The organism is Amycolatopsis sp. NPDC057786 (assembly GCF_042797905.1).
GTDB lineage: Bacteria > Actinomycetota > Actinomycetes > Mycobacteriales > Pseudonocardiaceae > Amycolatopsis.
In genome coordinates, this window is sequence record NZ_JBHVKW010000004.1 from 176,013 (window position 1) to 199,732 (window position 23,720).

Here is a 23,720-nt window from a genome sequence, read left to right on the forward strand (position 1 = left end):
TCGTCCCCAACCCCGCCGATCGACCTGGAGTCCTGGTGGCGACGACCGAAACCCGAGCCGGTGAGAAGAAACTCCTCGACTTCCCGACGTCCTGCGCCGCCCCGGTCCCGCAACCGGAGGAGCCGGTCAAGGTCGTACCGCTGGCGGTCGCGAGCGCCCTCGCGGTCGGACTGGCCTGGTACGTCTGGGCCGCCCACGGGGCGAAGTTCGGTGTCCTGCTCATCCTCGGCCTGTTGCTCGGCCTCGCGCTCTTCCATTCCCGCTTCGGGTTCACCTCGGCCTGGCGTCAGCTGATCGCGGTCGGGAACGGCCAAGGCCTTCGTGCGCACACGCTGCTGCTCGGCACGGCGGCGACGGTGATCGCGCTGATCGTGGGCACCGGATCCGGGCTCTTCGGCAGTACGCCGAATCCGACCGCGGGCGGGCTGGGGCTCGCGCTGTTCGTCGGCGCGACGATCTTCGCCATCGGCATGCAACTGGGTGGCGCGTGCGCGTCGGGAACGCTGTTCGCGGTCGGGTCCGGGCAGTCGACGATCGTGCTGACCCTCGGCGGCTTCATCACCGGATCCGTCCTCTACACCTGGGCGTATCCGCTGCTGTCGGGCTGGCCCGAGGTCAAGGGCGTCCTGCTCGCCGACCATGTCGGCTGGTTCGGTTCGTGGGCGATCACCGTCGCCGTCCTCGCCGCGATCGTGCTGGGGACCCGGTTCGTGCAGAAACGCCGCAACCCGCCGCCGGTCGACGTCGTGCCGACCGCGCGCGGTCTCGCCCGGATCTACCGCGGCTCCTGGCCGATCCTCGTCGGCGCCGTCGTGCTCGGGGTGCTGGCGGGCGCGGTCTTCCTGGTCTCCGGCGGGATCTGGGGCGTCACGAGCGCGTTCAGCCTGTGGGGCGCCAAGATCCTGCAGGTGTTCGGCCTGCACCCCGAGACCTGGGAGTTCTGGCGGATCAAGGCGAACGCGGCGTCGCTGGCGGGGCCGATCTGGAAGGACAAGAACAGCCTCACCGACATCGGCATCATGATCGGCGCGGGGGTCGCGGCCGCGGCGGCGGGCGCGTGGAAGATCCACAGCTCGATCCCGTGGCGGACCGCCGTCGCCGCCGTACTCGGCGGGATCCTGATGGGCGTCGGCGCGCGGATGGCGGGCGGCTGTAACATCGGCGCCTACCTCGGCGGCATCTCGGTCGGCAGCCTGCACGGCTGGCTGTGGGGCGTCTTCGCGCTCGGCGGCACCTGGATCGGGCTGAAGCTGCGGCCGCTGTTCGGGCTCGGCAACCCGGCTCCCACGGACAGCGTCTGCTGATCACTCTTCGTGACACCACGTATTCGGGGCTGCCCTTTTGGCCCGTATACGGGGAAAAAGTTGGCAGGTAAAACCTGCGTTCGGCTACCCTCGGCTACGTACTGAGCTTGCGCATTAATGCACAAGCTCGTTTGGGGAGCCCGGCGCGAGGCCGGGCGTCGATTCCGTAGTCGCGACCGCGGGGGTTGTCGCGTCCCGGGGGACACTGAACATCAGGGACGGATTTTTCATGTCAACGCAAAGCCCGGCCGCACCGGGCGGCGACAAACTCGACGCCGGCGTGCTCAAGATCGCCGGCGTCGTCATCCTCGGCGCGATCATGGCGATCCTCGACACGACGGTCGTCAACGTCGCGCTCCAGAAACTGACCATCGAGTTCCAGACCTCGTTCGACACCATCCAGTGGATCGCGACCGGCTACATGCTCGCGCTGGCGACGGTCATCCCGATCACCGGCTGGGCTTCGGACCGGTTCGGCACCAAACGGCTCTACATGACCGCGATCGGGCTGTTCCTGATCGGGTCGATGCTCGCCGGCATGGCCTGGGACGTCGAATCGCTGATCGTCTTCCGGGTCCTGCAGGGTTTCGGCGGCGGCATGCTGATGCCCGCCGGTATGACGATCCTGACCAGGGCGGCCGGACCGCACCGGATCGGCCGCGTGATGGGCGTGCTCGGGGTGCCGATGCTGCTCGGCCCGATCGGCGGCCCGATCCTCGGGGGCTGGCTGGTCGACGCGGTGAGCTGGCGCTGGATCTTCTACATCAACGTGCCGATCGGCCTGATCACCATGGCCATGGCGTGGCGTCTGCTGCCGAAGGACCGGCCGGAGCCCAGCGAGCGCTTCGACTTCCTCGGCATGCTGATGGTCTCGCCCGGCCTGGCGGCGCTGATCTTCGGTGTTTCGAACATCCCGGCGGCGGGCGGTGTCGGCGCGGTGGACGTGTGGCTGCCCGCGCTGGCCGGGATCGCGTTGCTGGTGGCGTTCGTGATGCGGGCGAACCGGGTGACGAACCCGCTGCTCGATCTGAAACTGTTCAAGAACCCGTCGTTCTCCGTCGCCATGGTGACGATGACGTTCTTCTGCGTCGCGTTCTTCGGCGCGATGCTGCTCCTGCCGACGTATTTCGTGCTGGCGCGCGGCGAATCGGCGATGAACGCCGGTCTGCTGCTCGCCCCGCAGGGTGTCGGCGCGATGCTGACCATGCCGATCGCGGGCAGGCTCGCGGACAAGATCGGCGCGCGGAAGATCGTGCTGCCCGGTCTCGTGCTGATGCTCGCCGGTCTGATCGCCTTCACCCAGATCACCGCGGTGACGCCGTACTGGCTGCTGCTTTCGGCGCTGTTCGTGATGGGGCTCGGCATGGGCGCGACGATGATGCCGATCACCTCGGCGGCGTTGCAGACGCTCAAGTCGGAGGACATGGCGAAGGCTTCGACGGCGACGAACATCCTGCAGCAGACCGCCGGGGCGATCGGTTCGGCGGTGCTGTCGATCATCCTGGCGGCGCTGCTCGCCGGGAAGTTCGGCGTGCCGACGGCGCAGGGGCAGCTGGCCGCGACGGCCGCGGTGATGAACCCGGCGACGCGCGAAGCGGCTTCGGGGCTGACCGCGGACGCGTTCTCGACGACGTTCCTGTGGTCGATGATCCTGCTCGCGCTGTGCCTGATCCCGGCGGCGTTCCTGCCGAAGACCAAGCCCGCGCCGCCGGCGGGCGCGGACGGCGAGGTCGCCGCGGCCCCGCCGATCATGACCCACTAGGCCAGAAAGGGAGCAAGGGACCTTTGCTCTCGCTTCTCTCAACGTCGAGACAAGCGAGAGCAAAGGTCCCTTGCTCTCTTTCCGCAGGTCAGCGGGTCAGGAGAGACGCTCCAGGACCATCGCCATGCCCTGGCCGCCGCCGACGCACATCGTCTCGAGGCCGAACTGCTTGTCGTGGTGCTGGAGCGAGTTGATCAGCGTCGAGGTGATCCGCGCGCCGGTCATGCCGAACGGGTGGCCGACGGCGATCGCGCCGCCGTTGACGTTCAGCTTGTCGAGGTCGATCCCGAGGTCCTTGTAGGACGGGATGACCTGTGCGGCGAACGCTTCGTTGATCTCGACGAGATCGATGTCGCCGATCGACATCCCGGCGCGCGCGAGCGCCTGCTTGGACGCCTCGACCGGGCCGTAGCCCATGATCTCCGGCGAGAGCCCGGACACGCCGGTGGAGACGACGCGGGCGAGCGGCGTCAGCCCCAGTTCGCGAGCCTTGGTGTCGGACATGACGATCACCGCGGCGGCGCCGTCGTTGAGCGGGCAGCAGTTGCCGGCGGTGATGCGGCCGTCAGGGCGGAACACCGGCTTGAGGCCGGAGACGCCTTCGAGGGTGACGCCCGCGCGCGGGCCGTCGTCCTTCGAGACCACGGTGCCGTCCGGCAGGGTGACCGGGGTGATGTCCTTCGCCCAGAAGCCGTCCGCGATGGCCTTCTCGGCGAGGTTCTGCGAGCGGACGCCGAACTCGTCCATCTCCTCACGCGACACGTTCTTCAGCCGCGCCAGGTTCTCGGCGGTCTGGCCCATCGCGATGTAGACGTCGGGCAGGGCGCCGTTCTCACGCGGGTCGGTCCAGCTGTCGGCGCCTTCGGCCGCGACCTGGGCGGTGCGGGCTTCGGCGTCGGCGAACAGCGGGTTGTGCGTGTTCGGCCAGGAGTCGGAGCTTCCGTTGGCGAAGCGCGACACGGTTTCGACGCCGGCGGAGATGAACACGTCGCCCTCGCCCGCCTTGATCGCGTGCAGCGCCATGCGGGTGGTCTGAAGGCTGGAGGAGCAGTACCGCGTGATCGTGCAGCCGGGCAGGTGGTCGTAGCCGAGTTCGACGGCGACCGCGCGGCCCATGTTGAAGCCCTGCTCGCCGCCGGGGAGGCCACAGCCCAGCATGAGGTCTTCGATCTGGGTCGGGTCGAGTTCGGGGACCTTGTCGAGCGCGGCGCGGACCATCTGCGCGGCGAGGTCGTCCGGGCGGATGCTCACCAGCGATCCCTTGCCGGCGCGGCCGATCGGGGATCGGGCGGTGGAGACGATGACGGCTTCGGGCATGGAACGACACTCCCTTGTTTTCGATCCAGACGCGCTAAGCGGTTGCTCACCTCGCATCCTCCACCGGAGGGAGGTGCGGGTCAAAGGCGAACGCGATCCATGCCACTCTTTTCCGGCGGGGCATCCTCCTCCGGAGTTGAGTGGGCACATCGCGACCTGCGGCGTTTAGGCTGTGGGAGTGGAATACGTCGAGCACATCGTGGACCTCGTGGGCAACACCCCTCTGGTCAAGCTGAACGCACTGGCCGAGGGGCTCCAGCCGCTCATCCTGGCCAAGGTCGAGTACGTCAACCCCGGCGGCAGCGTCAAGGACCGCATCGCGCTGCGGATGATCGAAGCCGCGGAGCGTTCCGGCGAGCTGAAGCCCGGCGGCACCATCGTCGAGCCGACGTCCGGCAACACCGGCGTCGGGCTGGCCATGGTGGCGCAGCGCAAGGGGTACAAGTGCGTGTTCGTCTGCCCGGACAAGGTCAGCGAGGACAAGCGCAACGTGCTCAAGGCCTACGGCGCCCGCGTCGTGGTCTGCCCGACCGCGGTCGCGCCGGAGCACCCGGACTCCTACTACAACGTCTCCGACCGCCTCGTGCGTGAGATCGAGGGCGCCTGGAAGCCGAACCAGTACGCCAACCCGGAGAATCCCGCCAGCCACTACCACTCGACCGGCCCGGAACTCTGGCGCCAGACCGAGGGCAAGATCACGCACTTCGTCGCGGGCGTCGGCACCGGCGGGACGATCTCGGGCACCGGCAAGTACCTCAAGGAGGTCAGCGACGGCCGCGTCCAGGTCATCGGCGCGGACCCCGAAGGTTCGGTGTACTCCGGCGGGACCGGGCGGCCGTACCTGGTCGAAGGCGTCGGCGAGGACTTCTGGCCGGACACCTACGACCGGAACATCGCCGACCGGATCATCGCGGTGTCGGACGCGGACTCGTTCGACATCACCCGCCGCCTCGCGCTCGAAGAGGGGCTGCTCGTCGGCGGTTCGTGCGGCATGGCCGTCGCGGCCGCGCTCAAACTCGCCGAGGGCCTCGGCCCGGACGACGTCGTCGTCGTGCTCCTGCCCGACGGCGGCCGCGGCTACCTCACCAAGGTGTTCAACGACAGCTGGATGTCCTCCTACGGCTTCCTGCCGCCGGACTCCAGCGGCAGGACCGTCGGCGACGTCCTGACGAAGAAGAGCGGCTCGCTGCCCAGCCTGGTGCACAGTCACCCGAACGAGACCGTCGCCGAAGCGGTGGCGATCCTTTCCGAGTTCGGCGTCAGCCAGATGCCCGTGGTCAGCGCGGAGCCGCCGGTCATGGCGGCCGAAGTCGTCGGCGCGGTCAACGAACGCGACCTTCTCGAGGCGCTCTTCACCGGCAAGGCCCAGCTGGCCGACCGGCTCGAGCAGCACATGTCGCCGCCGCTGCCGACCATCGGCGCCGGTGAGCAGGTGAGTGTGGCGATGAACGCGCTCTCGGGCGCGGACGGCGCGCTGGTGCTGGTCGACGGCAAGCCGGCGGGTGTCGTCACCCGGCACGACCTGCTCGCGTTTCTCGCGGGACGGTAAAGAGGCATTTCATCGGATGGTCGGGCCGGGGCGTTACGAGCGGCCCGACCGGCTATCCGATAGCGTGTCCGGTGAGTTGAACTTTTATGTCCTCGTCAAGGGGGTTCAAGACCCAAATGAGTGCTCCGCAGCCACCGAATCAGCCTTGGGGTGGCGCCCAGCCACCGCAGGGACCCCCGAGTGGCCCCCAGCCGCAGCAAGACAACCCGTTCGGTTCCCCGGAACCGACCCAGGTGGTCCAGCCCGGCCAGCCGGCCCAGCCCGACTACGGGCAACCGCAGTACGGGCAGCAGCCCTCCTATGAACAGCAGCCCCAGGGCGGCGGGTTCGGCGACACGCCGGAGCCCACCCAGGTCGTGCAGCCGGTCCAGCAGGGTTCCGGCGACGCCAACGCGACCCAGGTCGTGCAGCCGGTGAGCGGCGGTGGGGAAAGCCCCACCGCCGAGTCCACCCAGCTCGTGCCGCCGGGTTCGCAGCCGCCCGCCATCCCGTACGCCCCGCCGCCGAGCGCGGCCGACAACCCGTCCGCCGGTGCCTACGGTGCCCAGGGTGGCGGCTTCGGTCAGCAGCAGGGCTTCGGCGGCGGCCAGCAGCAGGGCGGTTTCGACCCCTCGCAGGGCCAGCAGCAGCCTGGTTTCGGCCAGCCGCAGCAGGGCTTCGGCGGACCGCCGCAGGGCGGCTTCGGCCAGCAGCCCGGTTTCGGCGGGCCGCCGCAGGGCTACAGCCCCGCAGCCGCGGGCGGTGGCGGCGGGAACCCGATGTTCGGGTTCATCGCCGGCGGCGTCGTGGCCTTGCTCGGCCTGATCGCCTTGATCGTGTCGTTCGTCTACTTCGGTGACGCGAGCGATTACTCGAAGGTCTTCGACAGCGCCCCGAACCAGGAACAGATCGACAAGTTCCTCGACGAGGCTGGCGTGGCCGGGCCGGGAGCCACCTGGTTCTACGTGATCATGCTTCTGGTCGGATCGCTCGTTTCGGTCGCCGGTGGTGTCGGGCTCGCCCTCGCGGGCAAGCTCCCGGGCACCGTGAAGAAGCTCGCGCCGATCGTCGTCGCCGCCGGTGGCGCGCTCCTGGTGCTGTTCGGTGTCCTCCTGCTCGTCGGCTCGACCCCGTCGTCGGACTTCCTGGACAAGCTGCCGCCTTCCGCCAGGGAAGGCGCCGGTATCGGCGGTGGCCTGCTGCACCTGCTCCTCGGCATCGTGATCCTGATCGTCGGTGTGCTGGGCCTGATCCCGGCGACCGCGCAGTTCGTGGGTCTCGGTGGCGGCGGTTCGGTGCTGGGTGCCCCGCAGAGTGGCCAGCCCGGCGGTTTCGGCGGTCCGCCGCAGGGCGGCTTCGGCCAGCCCGGGCAGCCGGGCCAGCCCGGTCAGTACGGCGGGCAGCCGCAGGGTGGCTTCGGCCAGCCCGGTCAGCCTGGTCCGTCCTCGGGTGGTTTCCCGCAGCAGGGGCAGCCCGGTGGTTTCGGGCAGCAGCCCGGCCAGCAGGGGCCGCCCAGCGGCGGGTTCGCCCAGCCGGGCCAGCAGCAGGGCGGCTTCGGCCAGGCTCCGCAGCAGCCCGGTGGTTTCGGGCAGCAGCCCGGTCAGCAGGGGCCGCCCAGCGGCGGTTTCGGCCAGCCGGGCCAGCAGCCCGGTCAGCCCCCGCAGCAGTGGTGATTTCCCGCCACTGAACGGTTTCATCGGAACACCCCCGGCCAGCGGCCGGGGGTGTTCCCGTTTTCGCCGGGGTATCCGGATTCGCCTGCCGCGGCCAGGTCCCGCGGGCTAGGGTGAGCGCCGTCAACCCACACTTTGGCCGACGGGAGCGACGTGACCGGACCGTACGGATATCCCGCCCAGCAGCCCGGACCGCCGGCCTTCGGATATCCCGCTCCGCAGGCCCGGCCCTCCGGGGCGACGGCGATCATCGCCGCGGTGCTGGGTCTCGTCGGGGCTCTCGCGTCGGGCTTCATCCCGATCCGCTACTTCATCGAGCTCCCGTCGGGGTTCAGCCTCTCGAACCTGCCGGGCTTCGCGCTCGTCGAGCTGGTGCTGTACCTGGTCGCCGCACTGTTCCTGCTGATGGGCGCGTTGACGACGTTCTTCCGGTCGTTGATCGGCGCCATCCTGCTGATCCTCGGTTCGCTGCTCGCCATCGTGGCCGTCGTGCTGGAACCGATCGCCTTCCGCGTGCCGTACCGGATCCACCTCGACATCCTGCTCCGGTTCGCGACCTTCGACGGTGTCCTCCGCCTGGCCATGGTCGTGTTCGGACTGCTCGCGCTCCTGCTTGCGGTTCTCCCGCCGACTTTCAGGTACCTGCGCTGGCGGCCCGCGCCGCTGCAGCCGTACCGGCCGCAGAACCGGTTCCCCCAGCAGGGCGGATGGTGAGATCCTGAGCCGTCCGGCTCGGCTTGGGGGAGAGTTCGATGGGGCAGAACCAGTCTTCGGGGACCGCGATCGGCGCGGCCGTCCTCGCCATCCTGTGCGGTATGCGGTACTTGTCCGAGGCGGGCACCTTCGTCGGGCAGCTCGCCTTTCTCGAGCCGGCTTCCCGGTACTTCGTCGGAACGGCGTGGAACGGGATGCTGACGGCGACCCTGTTCGTGGGCGGCGTCCTGTTGCTGCTGCGCAGGACACTCGGCCGCACCCTCGTCGTCGCAGGGACGGCGCTCGCGATGGTGGCGACGTTGCTCGCGAACGGCGCGGTCCGCGCCTACTTCTTCGCCGAAGTGGACGGAGAGCCGCTGGTGACGGGTGAGGTCGTCGCGTTCGTCCTGTTCGTCATGACCTTCGCCGCGCTGGCGCTGTCGGTGATCAAGCCGACCTCGGACTGGCTGGAGGGGCGGCGGCGTGACGACGAAGAGCCGTCGAAACAGGATCGGCTTCCTGGCTGGTAGCCGGAGCCTCGGAGGAAACAGGGGGAGAAATGACTTTCCAGCAATACCCGCCGCAGGGCGGCTACCCGGCACCCGGTGCCTATCCGCCGCCCGGCATGGGGCGGCAACCGAGCGGGGCGACCGGGATCATCGCCGGGATCTTGGCGGTCCTCGGCGGGCTCTGGTTCCTCGCAGGGGTCGTGTCCCACGTCATCGAGCTCTCGCAGTACGTCATTTCGTTCCTCGTGATCGGGGCGGTGCTGGACCTCGTCAGCGCCGCACTGCTCCTGGGCGGCGGGATCCTGCTGCTCGTGCGCAAACGCGCCGGACGGGTGCTCACCGTGATCGGAGCCGCGGGGGCGATCGGATTCGTGGCGCTGACCTTCCTGCTCCGGGCGATCGGCTCGCATTTCCACTTCTCGTACGGCGGGGTGATGCTGCACTTCGGCTTCGGCTGGCTGCTCTTCGTGGTCCTGATCCCGGCGATCGCGACCCTCGTGCTGGCGCTGATCCCGCCGACGGGGCGCTGGCTGGCCGCCAAGAACACGGGCACGCAGCCGCCGAACTTCGGATACCCGCAGCAGCCCGGGTACCCGCCTGCTGCCGGTGCCCAGCAGCAGGGACAGCCGCCAGGGCAGTGGTGAGTTCGATCCCAGACGATGGGATCCCGCCTGGGTGGTCGTACCCTTGACCGTATGGCCGACGATTACTCTCTGCTGGGCTTCGAGACGCGCGCGATCCACGCCGGGCAGACCCCTGATCCCCGGACCGGCGCGGTCATCGTGCCGATCTATCAGACCTCGACCTACGCGCAGGACGGCGTCGGCGGCACGCGCGAAGGCGACTACGAGTACTCCCGTACCGCGAACCCCACGCGCACCGCGCTGGAGGTCGCGCTGGCGGCGCTCGAAGGCGCGCGGCACGGTCTGGCGTACGCGTCGGGGATGGCGGCCAGTGACGTCCTGCTGCGGGCGACCCTGCGGCCAGGCGACCACCTCGTGCTCGGCAACGACGCGTACGGTGGCACGTTCCGGCTGATCGACAAGGTGCTCAGCCTGTGGGGCGTCGAGCACACGGTCGCCGACCTGGGGAACATCGACGAGGTCCGCGCGGCGATCCGGCCGGAGACGAAGCTGGTCTGGTGCGAGTCGCCGACGAACCCCATGCTGGGGATCGCCGACATCGCCGCGCTGGCCGAGGTCGCGCACGGCGCCGGTGCGCGCCTGGTCGTCGACAACACCTTCGCCACCCCGTACCTGCAGAACCCGCTTTCGCTGGGTGCCGACGTCGTCCTGCACTCGACGACCAAGTACCTCGGCGGGCATTCCGACGTCGTCGGCGGTGCGATCCTGACGAACGAGGACGAGCTGCGCGAGCAGTTGTTCTTCTTGCGCAACTCGGCGGGTGCGGTGCCGGGCCCGTTCGACGCGTGGCTGACCCTGCGCGGGATCAAGACGCTCGCGCTGCGGATGGAGCGGCACAGTGACAACGCCGAATTGATCGCCCGGATGCTGCTGAAGCACCCGAAGGTCGAGCGTGTCTACTACCCGGGCCTGCCGGAGCACCCGGGCCACGAGGTCGCCTCGAAGCAGATGCGGCGCTTCGGCGGGATGATCTCGTTCACCCACATCGACGGCGAGCAGGCCGCTCTCGAAGTCGCGTCGAAGACGAAGCTGTTCATCCTCGCCGAGTCGCTGGGCGGGATCGAGTCGCTCATCGAGCACCCGGGCCGGATGACCCACGCGAGCACGGCCGGGTCCACCTTGGAGGTGCCGGACAACCTGCTGCGGCTGTCGGTCGGCATCGAGGACGGCAGCGACCTGGTCGCCGATCTGGCCAAGGCCCTGGGCTGACCGCCGCTGAGCCCAGCAAGTGAGCAAGGGACCTTTGCTGCCACTCTCCCCGGAGGGCAGGAGGGTGTGGGAAATGGAGACGTTGAGTGTCCCTATTTCCGCGCACCCTTCACCTCGCGTAGCGACGCTGACCGACCGTGTGGATTTTGGTGCGCTGGATGACCCAAAACCCACACAGTCACCTGACGTGGCCGGGGTCCGCTGTGCGTGGAAGCAAGGGACCTTTGCTACCGCTCGCTTAGCCAAGCTAAGCAAGTGGGAGCAAAGGTCCCTTGCTCTGTTCGCGCTGGTCAGCGCGGTGTGGTGGGAGGAATCGCCCGGTTATGGGCGGTAGTTGCTGGGCGTGACGCCGCTCTTCGCGTCCGCTTCGTGCGAAGTCCCCTTCGGCACGGCGGGCAGCTCCGAGCCGTCGACGCAGCCGCCGACGAGTTCGATGTGGTTGTCGTGCCGGATGTACTGACCCGGGTCCACGCAGCCGGCGCGGTCGACCGTGTAGACGGCGGCGCCGGTCAGCAGGGCGGCCGAGGTGAGTGCCAGCACGACCGGGAGCATCCCGGCGGAGCGGGTCGCCCGGACCCTGCCGATGTTCCCCCGTGCCATGTGCGCTCCCTGGTCGCCTTCGCCGCCGTCGTCAAGAGTACCCGGACCGTGAACTTGTCACGTGACGTATCCGTCAGGTGGCATCATCCGGCCGCGAAATTTCCCGGTCCTAAGTGGACGGTTGGCCGGTGATCGCGGCGACCGCGAGTTCGCGTTCCGGCTCTCCGACCTCGGGCAGGATGAAGCGCAACGCCCGGATGTGGCCGAGCAGTTCGGGGTCGGGCGCCACGTCGTGCTCACGCAGGTAGTAGGCGACCGCACCCGGCCAGTACCACCGGCCGTCCGTGCGGAAGTTCAACGGCACCAACGGTTCCCTATCGGGATCGAAGGCGTCGGCGTCGTAGCTCCGCGACGCCAGCACGACCGGCGCGGCGTCGAGATACGCCAGCACGCGTTCCCGCTCGGCCGGGGAAAGCGGCTCACGGTTCACCACCGGGCGTCCGGACTCGTCGAGACCGTCGTAGACCCGGGGTGATTTCAAGGATTCCGGCGCTTCCGCTGGCGGGGTGGCCACCGGCGCCGGCTCGAGACCCGCCCGCTGCCGCAGCCACGGCGGGATGTTCTCTTCGGCGCGGGGGAAGAAACGCAGTTCGTCCTGGAAGCCGATCGGCGGCGGGGGACGCCGCCAGGCGGGCTCCTGGTCGAGCGTGAAGTCGGCGGCAACGCCTTGAACAGGGTCGAACGTCAGCGTCGCCCCCAGCCATGTGCCCTGGCCAGGCTGGTACATGCCGGCCCTCAGCGTGCCGAGGAGCTGGACCAGTTCCGGCGGTGGCGCGACCGAATGCGTCGTCCCGTCCGGCCCGGTGATGAGGACGTCGGTCTCGAGGTGCCTGCCCGCGGCCCGGTGCTCGGTTCGCAGGCGTCGCCAGCCGGGTGGGGCCATCGACGCGAGACCGTTGCCGATCTGGGTGATGATCTGCTGTTGCTGTTCCGGGCCGAGCGGCCCGGGTGGCATGGTCATCGATGCTCCCCTCCGGTCCGCGGTGGCGGGGGCTGCGTCGTCGCCTGCGGGATCTCCACGAGGGAGCCATCGGCGAGCAGGTCCGCGACCGACCGGGCGAGGACGTACGCGGTACCGCCGCCTGCCTGCTCGTACCAGGCCACGGCCGTACCGGTGATCGCGCGCACCGGCCGCACCAGCCGGTAGAGGTGGTACTCGCGTTGTGCCCGCTCGGCTTTGTGCGACCGATGGGTGAATTCGGTGCGGGCGGCGAACAGGGTGTTGCCTGCCGGGTCGCCGTAACGGTCCATCTCCGTCCCCGGCGGCAACGTCACCAGGCGCTTTCCTTCGTACAACGACAGGCCGCCGTCATCGCTCATCGGCTGGATCGGCCAGGCCGAGGTCGGACGCTTGGCGTCCGGCGGCAGTTCGTCGCGGAAGGCGGACCGGTTCAGGTACAGATGTCCGGTGAAGTACCGGGCGGCCTCCCACGCGGTCGCGAAGTCGGCCCGCGCGAGGCGCTCTTCTCCTTGTGCCCAGAACACAGCCCAGCGGCCATTTTCGGGTACGAGGCACCACGCCCCGTCCGCGATCTCGCCGATCCGGTAGCGGCTCGTGTCCAGGTCCAGCTCGACCGCGCCCTGTGCCGCCGCGGCCAGCGCTTCCTTGGCCGCGATGTCCGCGTCCGAGTCCCCGGTGAGCGTCGCGAGGGCGGCTCTGCCCGCCCTGTCCGCCAGCCAGTCCGGCACCATCCCGGCGTCGCGGGGGAAGTCGGCGAGCTCTCGCACATACGCCGACGTGGGCGGTTCACCGTCCCAGGTCGGCTCCTGGTCCCAGCCGTAGTTCGACTCGATCCGCGAATCGAGGTACACGTGCGCGGTGGTCTCGTTCCACGTTCCTCGCCCCGGCCGGTACATCCCGGCGCGGAGTTCGGCGAGCAACCCGGCGAGTTCAGGCCGTGGCGTCCACAGGTTCAGTCCGCCGTCGGTGGCCCGGCGGACCATGACCGACAGTTCGGAATAGTCGCCGATGGCTCGATAGGTGATCATCACCTGAGACCAGTCCACCGGGCAGAAATTGGCCACCAGGTTCGAAACGAGTCCCCAGATCCGGTCCTGATCCGCGGCTCCGAACGGCTCTCGTGCGGCGGTCATCGGCCTTCCTCCGCGCTTTCGGCTTCTGCCAGCTTCGTCTTGAGCCAGTCCGGGATATGCGCCTCGTCGCGCGGGAACGCTTCGAGGTCACGTGCCCAGCCTTCGATCGCGATCGACGGATTCCACAAGGGATCCCAGTCGTAGTTGTACTTGACGTAGATCGACCCGGGCGGATCGATGATCACCCGCGCGGAGAACCACGTGCCCCGGTCCGGTTCGTACATCCGTTCGCGCAACCGGACCAGACTCTGGCGCACCTCGTCGGGAATGAGCACGGCCGGGTTGGAACCGTCTTCGAGTAGCACCGTCAAGGAAAGGTCGTGCACGTCGATGTTGGCGAGGCACATCAGGTCGATGCGCCGCCAGCCCTCGGGGGCCGCGTCGAGGAGGGCGATGCCCACGTCGTTCGTCAGCTCCTGCCGTTGCGTGGCGTCGATGGCCATCAGGTACCGCCCCCTGCGCTAGGTGGCACATTCGGGAAACTCCGAATGCGCACGGTGCGGACGACGTTTCCGTCCGCGTCGGTCACATTCTCCACCCACCGCACCTGCAAGGTGTGCGGTGCCCGGTCGCCGTCGGCACGCAGCGCGTAGGTGTCGACCTGTTCGATGCTCCGCTTGAGCCCGTCCGTGTGCTTGGACGGATCGAGGAAGTCGGACAGGTCGCTTTCGAAGGCGTACCAATGCGCGTCACCGGCGGAGTGCAGACCCTGGTTCTGCGCCCGCCATTGACCGAGCATGTTGAGCAGTTCACCGGGACCACGGAACTGGTTGCCCGCGATGTGCCCGCCGTCGTACTTGTTGATGTTGCGGCCGGTCGGGTTGCCGTCGGCGTCCAGTTCCGGTTCCTTGCCTTCGACGCCGCCGCCGCGCTTCTGTGAGGAATCGTCACGCCGGTCGATCTCGTGGCTGTCCGCACGCTGCAGGTCGTTGCTCGTGTGCGCGACCGTGTCGGTGTCGTAGGACCGCGTGCCGTGCCGGTTACCGACCTCGGGGCCCGTCTCGTACACGAACCGTCCGCCGTCGACGTTGTAGACCATGTTCGGCTTCGGGTAGTTCAGGTCCGGGTGGTGGGGCTGATAGGTCTCGGCGAGCCGGATGTTCCCGTGTTCGTCGGTCCAGTAGACCGAGCGCTGCCTCGTGACCGTCTTGTCGCCGTCCTTGTAGTCGCTCTCGACGACGTACCGCGAATTCGCTTCGAGCGGTGGCGTGTGGCTGTCGAAGAAGGATTCGTTCCGCCCGATGGGGACGGTGCGCGTCGTCGAACCCGCGAAATCGTCCGGGTTGCGCACATTGGGCGGAACATCGGCGTCCGGGTCGATCCGCTGGACGAGCCGGACCTCCCCGATGTCGGCGCGCGGCATGTTGGCGAGATCGGGGTTGGTCCGCGCGATCCGGCCGGATTCGACCTCGGCCCAGCGGACCCGGCCGTTGCCGTCGGTGTAGTACGTGCCCCGGTAATCACCGTTGCTGTCGTGCACCCGGTACGCGGTGTTCTCCTGCAGATCCGTACGGGCGACGAACGGCTGACCGGGCCTCGGCGGGGTCGGCGCGTCCCGGTGGCCCGGTCCGATGTCGACGTGCCTGTCGTCCGGGAAGTCGGGCCGGTGGAAGCGGACGGCCGGCTCGGGGAGCCTGTCGGGCCCGGTGCGGAACACCTGATGTTCGCCGTCGATCTCGACCCGGTAGGTCGTGTTCGCTCGAGGGTGCAGCAGGTCCGGGTTCGCCCGGTAATCCGGGTTCGGCGAACCGTCGGACATCCGATGCGGGACGTTCGGCTGGCTTGTGTCGATATGCGTGACCTGGCCGGTGCCGTCGGTGTGGTACGTCCCGCGCAGATTGCCGTCACTGTCGCGGACCTCGTAGCTGCGGTTGTTGTCGAGCCGCTGGTTCCCGGGGAAGGGCTCGTCCGGCCGGGGAGCCCTCGGTGCGCCCGGCTCCGGGTTGTCCGGCCGCACCCGGACCGGCTCACCGAGGGACTCCGGCGTGAAATCCGTAATCCGCTGCGGGTTCTGGCGGCGTTGCCGCTGCCGGTCCTCGTCGAGCAGATCTTGTTCCTGCTGACGGGATTCGGGGTTCCGGTTCGGGTGGTCACTGCTCGGCGTCGAGTTGTCGTCCGCGTCCGGCGGTTCGTCGCCGTCGCCGCGGCTGCGGGCGCTGTCGGCGTCCACGTCCTGCTTGTCGGCGTGCGAGGTGTCCGGGGTGAAGCCGTCGTCGCTCGCCCGGTGGGCGGTGCCGTCGGGGCTGTGGACGTCCCATTCGCCGTTCGGCGGGATCTTGGGCCGAGGGCGGCCGTCGGGGCCGATCTCGTAGTCGGACGAGAAGACGCGCCCGTTCGAGTCGGTCCACGCCGGCTTGCTCGGCGCCATCACCTCGGTGTCGAGTTCCCGCGACAGACGGCGCGCGAAGTCGTTCGAGCCGGCGTCGCAGCCGATCAGGCGGATCGGGCGGCCGTCGTAATCCCCGTTGCGCCGCAGGATGTCCGCGAACTCTTCCGGGGTGTAGGTGCGGTTGCCGATCCGGGCGTGCCCGTCCGGCGTGACGTGCACGTCGACGGTGTAGCGGCCGTCCGGATCCGGCTGGACCCGGTGCGGCAGGTCGCCCATGTCCGAGTCGCCGCGGTGGTACGAGCTACCCGCTGGGGTGCTTTCCGAATGCCGTCGGTTGACCTCGTCCGGCGTCAGTGGACGATCGGGCTCGCCGTCGGGGCCGCGGTCGTGCGGCGTGTTGTCGGGGTGCCCGTTCGGGTCCTGGCGCGGTCCGTGCCCGTCGGGGCCGTGACCGTCCGGCGAACGCGGCGGCCCGGAGTGACCATCGGGACCGCGGCCGCCCGGACCGGTGTTGCCGGGACCGGTGCCGCCGGGCCGGTTGCCCGGGCCGTGCGTGCTCGGTGAGCCGGTGTGCGGCTGGGTGCCGGGGCCGAAGTCGTTGCCACGAGCGACCGGCTGCGGCTGATGCGGCTGGTTCGGCCGTCCACCGGGACCGGTCTGACCGGGACCGCGGCTGGGGCCGGTGTGGGTGTCCGGGGTGCGCGGGGCGTTCGTGTCCGGGGTGCGCGGCGAACCGGGCGTTCCCGTCCAGCCGCCGCCCTGCGGCCTGCCGCCGGGCGAACCCGGGGCGCCGCCGGGTGTGCCACCCGGAGCGCCTTGCGGCGGCATGCCGCCGGCGATCGGCTGGCCCTGCGGCGGGACACCGTGCGAAGCGTCGCCACCGGGACCGCCGCGCTGCGAAGGCATGTGCGACGGACCGGCGTCGCCGAGGCGGGGTGCCGTGGGCGCGGTGCCGCTGGTCGTCGTTCCGCTGTCGGTCGGCCGGGTGGGGCTGCCACCGTCGTTGCCGCCGTGGTGGCCCGGTGACGGGTCGGACCGAGGAGTGGGTGAACCGCCGCCCTCGCCACCGTGGGTGCGGGGAGAGCCGCCGCCGTCGCCGGCGTGGCTGGGTGAGCCGCCGGTGTCGGCGCGGGTGTGAGGCGTGGGAGACCCGCTGTCGGGTGTGTGGCTCGGGGAGCCGCCGGTGTCGGCGCGGGTGTGAGGCGTGGGAGACCCGCTGTCGGGTGTGTGGCTCGGGGAGCCGCCGGTGTCGGCGCGGGTGTGAGGCGCAGGAGACCCGCTGTCGGGTGTGTGGCTCGGGGAGCCGCCGGTGTCGGCGCGGGTGTGAGGCGCAGGAGACCCGCTGTCGGGTGTGTGACTCGGGGAGCCGCCGGTGTCGGCGCGGGTGTGGGGGGTGGGGGAGCTGTCGGGTGTGTGGCTGGGTGAGCCGCCGGTGTCGGCGCGGGTGTGAGGCGTGGGAGACCCGCTGTCGGGTGTGTGGCTCGGGGAGCCGCCGCTGTCTGCCCGGGTGTGGGGGGCGGGGGAGCTGTCAGGTGTGTGGCTCGGGGAGCCGCCGCTATCCGCCCGCGTGTTCGGAGCGGACGAGCCGGTGTCCGCGCGGTTCGGAGTGGGCGAGCCGCCGTCGGGCGCACGGTTCGGGGTGGCGGAGTCGCCGGGAGAGCCACCGTCGGACCGGGTGTGCGGGGTCGACGTGTCGGAACGAGCCGTGCTGGGGGAACCATCACCGACGGCGGAGTTTCCGTCCGAAGTGGACGGTCCGTCGCCGCTACGGTTGGAGGAGCCGCCGTCGGAGCGGGTGGACGAGCCGCCACCGTCGCCACCTCGGGTGGTGTTCGACGGGGTGTCTCCACTGGACCCGCCGTTCGAGCCGGAATCACCTGAACCGCTGGTGTCGCCGCCGGAGCCGTCGTTCGGGCCGCTGTTGGTGTCGCCGGAGTTGCCGCCGGAGTTGTCGTTCGGGCCGCTGTTGGTGTCGCCGGAGTTGCCCCCGGAGCTGTCGCCGTCGGAGCCGCTTCCGGATCCATCGCCGCTGCCGGAACCGTCGCCACTACCGGAGCCGGAACCGTCGCCGTCCGGGCCGTCGCCGGAACCCGAGCCGCCACCGCCGGTCCCCCCGGATCCGCCGCCGCTGCCGCCGCGCTGGATGAACCCGCCCGGCTTGATGTTCTTGGTGTTGATGACGTCGAGGCCGGTGACCTTGCCCGCGATCTTGCCGAAGATCTTGATGATCTTCTCGAAGACGTCGACCAGCTTGCCCAGCAGCGGCGAGACCCGCCGCATCGCGTCGCAGAGTTCCTTGAGCTTGTCGGCGATCTTCGCGGCCCACTTGGCGATCGCGGTGACGGCCTGCGCGACCACCACGGGGGTGCCGAAGCCGAGGGAGAACACCGTCTCCATGACCCACGCGATGAGCTTGCCGACCGCGTCCGCGATCAGCTGGCGGATGAACTCGCGGACGAACGCGACGATCTCGCCGAAGATCATCACGACGGTGCTGATCCCGCCCGCGACCGTCGCCGCGCCGCTGATCGCCTCGGCCTGCTCCGCGGCCTGCTTGCGGTACTGGTCGGCCGCGTCGCCCGTCCAGCCGGACGTGCCGTTCTTGACCGCGTTCGAGAACTCGACCTGGGTGTCTTCCAGTTTCTTGGCGACGTTGCCCCAGGTTTCGGAGTACGACTGGATGACCGGCGGATCACCGGCGACCGCGTCCAGCATGTCCTTCAGCGGCTGCATGTGTTCCATCAGGAACGACGCCACCGACGACATCAGGTAGCCGAACGGGTCGATCGCGGCACTCGCCATCTCGCCGGCGAGGCTCAGCACACCGAGCCCGCCACCGATCCAGTCACCGTTCGAGATGCCGTTGAAGGCGTCCATGGCCGACTCGGCGACGCCGATGCCCGCCGCGTAGCCGTATTCGCTGTTCCCGGCCGTCAGCGGTCCAGGGCCGTCGCCATCGGTCGGCGCGTTCGCGACGAGCGGGTTTCCCTCGGGCATCAGTCAGGCACCTGCACGTTCTTGAACTCGGCGGCGAAGTTCTCGTCCTGCGTCTGGTAGGCGTTCGACGCGGACCGCACGTTGTTCGCCACCGTCGTCGCGGCCTCGACGGCCTTGGTCAGCGCGTTGATGCCGAACTCCTCGACCGGGTCGAGCATCATCCGGAACGGCTGGCAGATGATGCCGTACGCGTCGGTCGGCATGCTCACCTGCTGCGCGGCGTCGACCGCCGTGCGCAGGCCGTCGGCGATGCCGTCGATCTGCTTGGCGTGCGCGTCGAGGTCGGCGCCGAGCTCATACCCCTTGCCTGCCATGGTTTCTCCCCTCTACCAGGCCGGATGGACGTCTACGAAAGGATGCTGCCGCCGAACTCGTCGTCATCGTCGTCCTGCGTGCGGCGGCGGCGCGGGATCGGCTTCGGCTGGGGTGGGTTCGCCTGCGCGGGCGGCGGGGGCTCTTCCTCCTCGGGCCCGAAGCGGTGGTGCCGCAGGGGTTCCGGCGGAGCCGGGTTCTCCTCCGGCGGTGCTTCCGGGAAGGTGCTCTGCGCTTCCGCGATGACCCGGTTCGCCGTCTCGTCGGTGGTTCCGACCGTCTCGGCCATCGCCGCCTGCAGCAGCTCCGGGATCCGGGACTGCGCGAGCTGGACGAGGCGCATGACCTGCGACGAGACCTCCGCCATCCGTTTACCGCTCGCGGCCTCGGAGATGACCAGGTTCGTGAGCAGGCCCTTCGAGTCGATCGTGACCTCGATGGTGTTGTCCTTCGACCGCTCGGTCACGGTCTGGCCCTGCATGCGTGCGGCCATCGCCTGATAGCGCGCGGCGGTCTCCTGGATCTGCTTCGTCCAGTTGTCCACCATTCGTTCGCTGGCGTCGACGTTGTCCGGCATCGGGACCCTTCCAAAAGCTGCATGCTGACGTCTTCACACTGACGGTCCGGAGGAGCCTTCGGTTCCGGAGTGCTCGAAAGTTTAGTTCCAGTCCGGTGTACCACCCAGCGCCGACAAAGTCGGCCCCGTCACGCAGCGAAAGGGCCCTTCACCACACGAAGTGCGATGAAGAGCCCTTTCACGCCCTGCGAACTGCCGGGGTCAGAGGTTGCCTCGGCGCTGCGCCGATGGCGCCTCGCCGTTAGAGGTTGCCTCGGCGCTCCTGCTCACGCTCGATGGCCTCGAACAGGGCCTTGAAGTTGCCCTTGCCGAAACCGAGCGAACCGTGCCGCTCGATGAGCTCGTAGAACACCGTCGGGCGGTCGCCGATCGGCTTGGTGAAGATCTGCAGCAGATAGCCGTCCTCGTCGCGGTCGACCAGGATGCGGTGCTCCTTGAGCTTCTCGATCGGCACCCGGACCTCGCCGATCCGCGCGCGCAGCTCCGGGTCGTCGTAGTAGGAGTCCGGGGTGTCGAGGAACTCGACGCCCGCGGCGCGCATCGCCTTCACCGTCGCGACGATGTCGTTGGTGGCCAGCGCGATGTGCTGGCAGCCCGCGCCGCCGTAGAACTCGAGGTATTCGTCGATCTGCGACTTCTTCTTCGCGATCGCCGGCTCGTTGAGCGGGAACTTGACGCGGTGGTTGCCGTTGGAGACCACCTTGCTCATCAGCGCCGAGTACTCGGTCGCGATGTCGTCGCCGACGAACTCCGCCATGTTCACGAAGCCCATGACGCGGTGGTACCAGTCGACCCAGTAGTCCATCTTGCCGAGTTCGACGTTGCCGACGCAGTGGTCGACGGCCTGGAACAGCCGCTTCGGCGCGCCTTCGGGGCGGACGACGCTGCTCTCGCGCGGCTCGTAGCCCGGCAGGTAGACGCCGGTGTACTTCGACCGGTCGACCAGGGTGTGGCGGGTCTCGCCGTAGGTCGCGATCGCGGCGATGCGCACGGTGCCGTGCTCGTCGGAGACGTCGTGCGGCTCCTCGAGGACGGTGGCGCCCTGCGAGCGGGCGTGCTCGATGCACCGGTCGACGTCGGCGACCTCGAGCGCGAGGTCGATGACGCCGTCGCCGTGGCGGCGGTGGTGGTCGAGCAGCGGGGAATCGGGCTTGACGCCGCCGGTGATCACGAAGCGGGCCGAGCCCGACTTCAGCACGAACGACTTGCGCTCGAAGTTCCCGGTCTCGGGGCCGGAGTACGCGACGAGCCGCATGCCGAAGGCGACCTGGTAGAACCACGCGGTCTGCGTGGCGTTGCCCGCGATGAACACCACCGCGTCCATCGACTTCACCGGGAAGGGGTCGGTCGAAGAGTCGTGATCGACGAGGCCGACGAGCTGACGCAGCTGGTCGTAGCTCACGTCGTCAAGAGCACCCTGGGGTTCCACTGTGTGCGTCATGCCCTGAAGCATCCGAGCGCGTGACAAAATGCGCAACGGTCAAAGATTTCACTGCGCACTATGTCCAGCCGAGGGCCGGGTGGCGCAGTCAAAGTGGACAATCTGCGTAGGAGGTAGGCCCCATGTCGGAAGCACTCGACGCGCTGGACGCGCGGCTGCTGCTGTTGCTCACCGACTCGCCCCGGCTCGGCGTGCTCGAATGCGCCCGCCGTCTCGGCGTCGCGCGGGGCACCGTGCAGGCCAGGCTGGACCGGCTGACCGAACGCGGGATCCTCGGCGGTTTCCCTCCCGAGCTCGACCTCGCGGCGATGGGGTACGGCCTCACCGCGTTCGCCGTCCTGGAGATCGCGCAGGGCCGCCGGGCCGAGGTCGCGGAGGCGCTGTCCGCGATCGACGAGGTGTGCGAGGTCTACGCGACGACCGGTCAGGGCGACCTTTTCGTGCGGATGGTGGCGCGCAACAACGACGACCTGCAGCGGGTGGTGGACGAGGTGGTCGGCGCGCCGTACGTGCGGCGGACGTCGACGTCGATCGCGCTCTCGACGCCGGTCCCGCCGCGCGTACGGCCGCTGCTGGAACGGCTGGCGAGGAGCTAGCCCACCTGGCTGAGGTAGCGCTTCGCCGACCGCTGGACGGCCTCGTGCCCGTCGGTGCGGATGATCGCGTCCCACCAGGCGCCGTAGATCGCCTCGAACTCGTACGGTTCGAGCATCTCGGCGGCGCGGCGGACGACCTCGGGCCGTTCCGGGATCAGGTTCGGGTAGCTGTACATCATGCCGACGAAGCGGCGGTCCGGGATGACCTGCAGGATGTCGCCCGAGAGCACCGCGCCGCGGCCGTTCTCGCCGTCCGGCCAGTGCAGCACGGTCCCGCCTGCGAAATGCACGCCGAGGTTGATCAGCCGCAGGTCGGGGGCGACGTCGAGGGTCGCGCCGCTCCACAGCTTGATCGCCGGATCCGGCCTGCCGATCCACTGCCGGTCGCCCTCGTGCAGGTAGATGGGCGCGTCGAAGGCGTGGGCCCACTCGACCATGGTGGTGTAGTAGTGCGGGTGGCTGATCGCGATACCGGTGATCCCGCCGAGTTCGCGGACCTGGCCGACGAGGTCGTCGTCGAGGTAGCCCGCGCAGTCCCAGAGGAAGTTGCCGGAACTGGCCTTGACCAGCAGCGCCCGCTCGCCGATGGCGAAGTTGGGAGTGGACCCGACCCCGATGAGGCCGGGGCCCTGCTCCTCGATGCGAGCCGTGTAAGTCCCGCTCGCGCGGATGGTGTTCAGGTCGGTCCACCGCTGCCCGGCCTGCGGGACGTACTGACGTTCGTCCTCGCAGATCGGGCAGTCGGACCTGGGTTCCGCGTACTGCATGCCACAGGCGACGCAGATCGGTAGCTCGCTCATGATTCCCTCCAGAATTCTCCGGAGGTCACGCTAACGGCTGTTCCGCGCGCCCGGCCATATCGGGCCGGGCGCATACGTGGCTCACTTGCCGGTGTAGGGCACGGCCTTGACGAGCGTCACCTTCTGGATGCTGCCGTTGGGCAGCTCGTACTCGCGGGTCTCGCCCTCTTTGGCGCCGAGGAGCGCCTTGCCGAGCGGGGACTCCGGCGAGTAGACGTCCAGGTCACCCTCGGTTCCCTCTTCACGGGTCGCCAAGAGGAAGTTCTCGTCTTCGTCGTCACCGTCGTAACGCACGGTGAGGACCTTGCCCGGTCCCGCGCTGCCGTCGTTGGCGGGCGGCTCGCCCACCTTCGCCGAGCGGAGGAGCTCCTGGAGGTGGCGGATGCGGGCCTCGTGCTGGCCCTGCTCTTCGCGGGCGGCGTGGTAACCGCCGTTCTCCTTGAGGTCGCCCTCTTCCCGGCTGTCGTTGATCTTCGCAGCGATGACCGGGCGGAGCTCGATGTAGTGGTCGAGTTCCTGCTTGAGCCTGTCGTAGGCATCCTGGGTCAGCCAGGTCACCTTTGTGTCGCTCACGGTCACCATCTCCTAGTAGGGCCTGCCAGGCTTGGGTGTACAAGCCGGCCACCGGACCGGCATGGCGCGCCGGCCTGGCTGAGATAAAGGAAAAACACGGCCCGTCTTGGGCCGTGCCGGTAGATCAGAGTAACACGGCGCGAGGCATCGCCGCCGGTGGAATTCGGTCGCGCCTCGGCGTTGGGCGCCCGTTTCACCCCGTTGGCCGCTATGGCCTTGACAGGTACCGTGGTACGTCGTATGAGCACCCGAAGATATCAGCCGTGACCGGCCTTCCGATGCTCTTGATGGTGGTCGTCACCCTGCTGTTCTTCGAACCGGGCTGAATCAAGACCTCTTTACGGCCGCTTTCGGCCCCCGCCTTGTCGCGGACCCGGACGACGCACACGCCGGGACGGTTCACATCGTCCCTGGTCACGTTGATGGTGATCTCCATCGCGTCGCCCGGTTTCTCGTCGAACGAGACGCGCTCGCCCTCGATGGGCGCGCTGCCGAAGTTCGTGTACGCGACATAGGCGATTCCGCCGCTGACCAGCAGCGCGACCAGGCCGAACACCAGGCGCCGCCAGCGGGCGGGCTTCGCGGCGCGGGTCTTGCCGTAGCGATCCTCGGGCACGTCCGTCCGGGTGCTTTCCGCGCTGGGAGCGTCCTGTCCCGTGCTCAACCCGGGCCTCCCGGTAGGTCTCGTCGTGCTCGCAGGGACAATGGGGTCGTATGCGAGTGGTTCCCCTCGAGTATCCGCGCCCGGCCGGGCGGGCCGTC

The 23,720-nt window shown here is 69.3% G+C and carries 21 protein-coding genes; 9 read left to right on the top strand and 12 right to left on the bottom strand.

The annotated features are described in order from the left end of the window. The first annotated feature begins 35 nt into the window (after positions 1-35). Both ACFVM3_RS04955 and ACFVM3_RS04960 read left to right on the top strand, forming a co-directional pair. Entirely contained in the window at positions 36-1,304 is a 1,269-nt protein-coding gene (locus tag ACFVM3_RS04955) for a YeeE/YedE family protein (RefSeq protein ID WP_378435639.1), read from the top strand. A 229-nt stretch (positions 1,305-1,533) separates the two neighbouring features. Further along, a complete protein-coding gene (locus tag ACFVM3_RS04960) occupies positions 1,534-3,066 on the top strand; it encodes a DHA2 family efflux MFS transporter permease subunit (protein WP_378435641.1) in 1,533 nt (510 codons plus the stop codon). A 96-nt stretch (positions 3,067-3,162) separates the two neighbouring features. Here ACFVM3_RS04960 and ACFVM3_RS04965 read toward each other — a convergent pair whose 3' ends face one another. Then, the gene (locus tag ACFVM3_RS04965) at positions 3,163-4,383 is read right to left on the bottom strand and encodes an acetyl-CoA C-acetyltransferase (RefSeq protein WP_126736412.1); all 1,221 of its coding nucleotides are present in this window, start codon (positions 4,381-4,383) and stop codon (positions 3,163-3,165) included. A 178-nt stretch (positions 4,384-4,561) separates the two neighbouring features. Between ACFVM3_RS04965 and ACFVM3_RS04970 the strand changes: the two genes are divergently transcribed. The 6 genes from ACFVM3_RS04970 (at position 4,562) to ACFVM3_RS04995 (ending at position 10,639) form a co-directional block, all read left to right on the top strand. Continuing rightward, positions 4,562-5,932: a cystathionine beta-synthase gene (locus tag ACFVM3_RS04970; RefSeq protein ID WP_257484377.1), complete on the top strand. Its 1,371-nt coding sequence runs from the start codon at positions 4,562-4,564 to the stop codon at positions 5,930-5,932. Between the two features lie 233 nt (positions 5,933-6,165). After that, complete coding sequence (locus ACFVM3_RS04975; RefSeq protein ID WP_378435644.1) at positions 6,166-7,584, top strand: hypothetical protein; 1,419 nt, start codon at positions 6,166-6,168, stop codon at positions 7,582-7,584. A gap of 153 nt (positions 7,585-7,737) precedes the next feature. Then, the gene (locus ACFVM3_RS04980) at positions 7,738-8,298 is read left to right on the top strand and encodes a hypothetical protein (RefSeq protein WP_378435646.1); all 561 of its coding nucleotides are present in this window, start codon (positions 7,738-7,740) and stop codon (positions 8,296-8,298) included. A gap of 38 nt (positions 8,299-8,336) precedes the next feature. Beyond that, entirely contained in the window at positions 8,337-8,807 is a 471-nt protein-coding gene (locus ACFVM3_RS04985; protein ID WP_378435648.1) for a hypothetical protein, read from the top strand. A 29-nt stretch (positions 8,808-8,836) separates the two neighbouring features. Then, positions 8,837-9,430, top strand: coding sequence for a hypothetical protein (locus tag ACFVM3_RS04990; protein WP_378435650.1), 594 nt, complete (start codon positions 8,837-8,839; stop codon positions 9,428-9,430). Positions 9,431-9,481: 51 nt separating this feature from the next. Beyond that, positions 9,482-10,639, top strand: coding sequence for a cystathionine gamma-synthase (locus ACFVM3_RS04995; RefSeq protein ID WP_378435652.1), 1,158 nt, complete (start codon positions 9,482-9,484; stop codon positions 10,637-10,639). A gap of 321 nt (positions 10,640-10,960) precedes the next feature. Here ACFVM3_RS04995 and ACFVM3_RS05000 read toward each other — a convergent pair whose 3' ends face one another. The 8 genes from ACFVM3_RS05000 to hppD form a co-directional block, all read right to left on the bottom strand. Next, positions 10,961-11,239 carry a hypothetical protein gene (locus ACFVM3_RS05000; protein WP_126736407.1) on the bottom strand — a complete coding sequence of 93 codons (279 nt, stop codon included), beginning with the start codon at positions 11,237-11,239 and terminating at the stop codon, positions 10,961-10,963. A gap of 109 nt (positions 11,240-11,348) precedes the next feature. Further along, positions 11,349-12,200 carry a ferredoxin gene (locus ACFVM3_RS05005; protein WP_378435654.1) on the bottom strand — a complete coding sequence of 284 codons (852 nt, stop codon included), beginning with the start codon at positions 12,198-12,200 and terminating at the stop codon, positions 11,349-11,351. Further along, the gene (locus ACFVM3_RS05010; RefSeq protein ID WP_378435656.1) at positions 12,197-13,333 is read right to left on the bottom strand and encodes a TNT domain-containing protein; all 1,137 of its coding nucleotides are present in this window, start codon (positions 13,331-13,333) and stop codon (positions 12,197-12,199) included. The genes ACFVM3_RS05005 and ACFVM3_RS05010 overlap by 4 nt, the downstream gene beginning before the upstream one ends. After that, positions 13,330-13,776 (bottom strand): hypothetical protein, encoded by a 447-nt coding sequence (locus ACFVM3_RS05015; RefSeq protein ID WP_378435657.1) that lies wholly within the window; start codon positions 13,774-13,776, stop codon positions 13,330-13,332. Before ACFVM3_RS05015 ends, ACFVM3_RS05010 begins: the two co-directional genes overlap by 4 nt. Continuing rightward, entirely contained in the window at positions 13,776-18,659 is a 4,884-nt protein-coding gene (locus tag ACFVM3_RS05020; protein ID WP_378435659.1) for a hypothetical protein, read from the bottom strand. The genes ACFVM3_RS05015 and ACFVM3_RS05020 overlap by 1 nt, the downstream gene beginning before the upstream one ends. Next, positions 18,659-18,973, bottom strand: a complete 315-nt coding sequence (locus ACFVM3_RS05025) for a type VII secretion target (protein ID WP_378435661.1) — start codon at positions 18,971-18,973, stop codon at positions 18,659-18,661. Before ACFVM3_RS05025 ends, ACFVM3_RS05020 begins: the two co-directional genes overlap by 1 nt. A 32-nt stretch (positions 18,974-19,005) precedes the next feature. After that, positions 19,006-19,548, bottom strand: a complete 543-nt coding sequence (locus ACFVM3_RS05030; RefSeq protein WP_378435663.1) for a YbaB/EbfC family nucleoid-associated protein — start codon at positions 19,546-19,548, stop codon at positions 19,006-19,008. A 241-nt stretch (positions 19,549-19,789) separates the two neighbouring features. Then, a complete protein-coding gene (gene hppD, locus ACFVM3_RS05035) occupies positions 19,790-20,989 on the bottom strand; it encodes a 4-hydroxyphenylpyruvate dioxygenase (RefSeq protein ID WP_125791872.1) in 1,200 nt (399 codons plus the stop codon). Between the two features lie 122 nt (positions 20,990-21,111). Between hppD and ACFVM3_RS05040 the strand changes: the two genes are divergently transcribed. Next, positions 21,112-21,585 (top strand): Lrp/AsnC family transcriptional regulator, encoded by a 474-nt coding sequence (locus ACFVM3_RS05040; RefSeq protein WP_034305441.1) that lies wholly within the window; start codon positions 21,112-21,114, stop codon positions 21,583-21,585. Here ACFVM3_RS05040 and ACFVM3_RS05045 read toward each other — a convergent pair. From ACFVM3_RS05045 to ACFVM3_RS05055, 3 genes are all read right to left on the bottom strand, one after another. Then, the gene (locus ACFVM3_RS05045; RefSeq protein ID WP_378435666.1) at positions 21,582-22,385 is read right to left on the bottom strand and encodes an MBL fold metallo-hydrolase; all 804 of its coding nucleotides are present in this window, start codon (positions 22,383-22,385) and stop codon (positions 21,582-21,584) included. The genes ACFVM3_RS05040 and ACFVM3_RS05045 overlap by 4 nt on opposite strands. Positions 22,386-22,466: 81 nt before the next feature. Further along, positions 22,467-22,967: a transcription elongation factor GreA gene (greA, locus tag ACFVM3_RS05050; RefSeq protein ID WP_016337198.1), complete on the bottom strand. Its 501-nt coding sequence runs from the start codon at positions 22,965-22,967 to the stop codon at positions 22,467-22,469. Between the two features lie 199 nt (positions 22,968-23,166). Then, the gene (locus ACFVM3_RS05055; protein WP_125674051.1) at positions 23,167-23,622 is read right to left on the bottom strand and encodes a DUF4307 domain-containing protein; all 456 of its coding nucleotides are present in this window, start codon (positions 23,620-23,622) and stop codon (positions 23,167-23,169) included. Positions 23,623-23,720 lie beyond the last annotated feature (98 nt).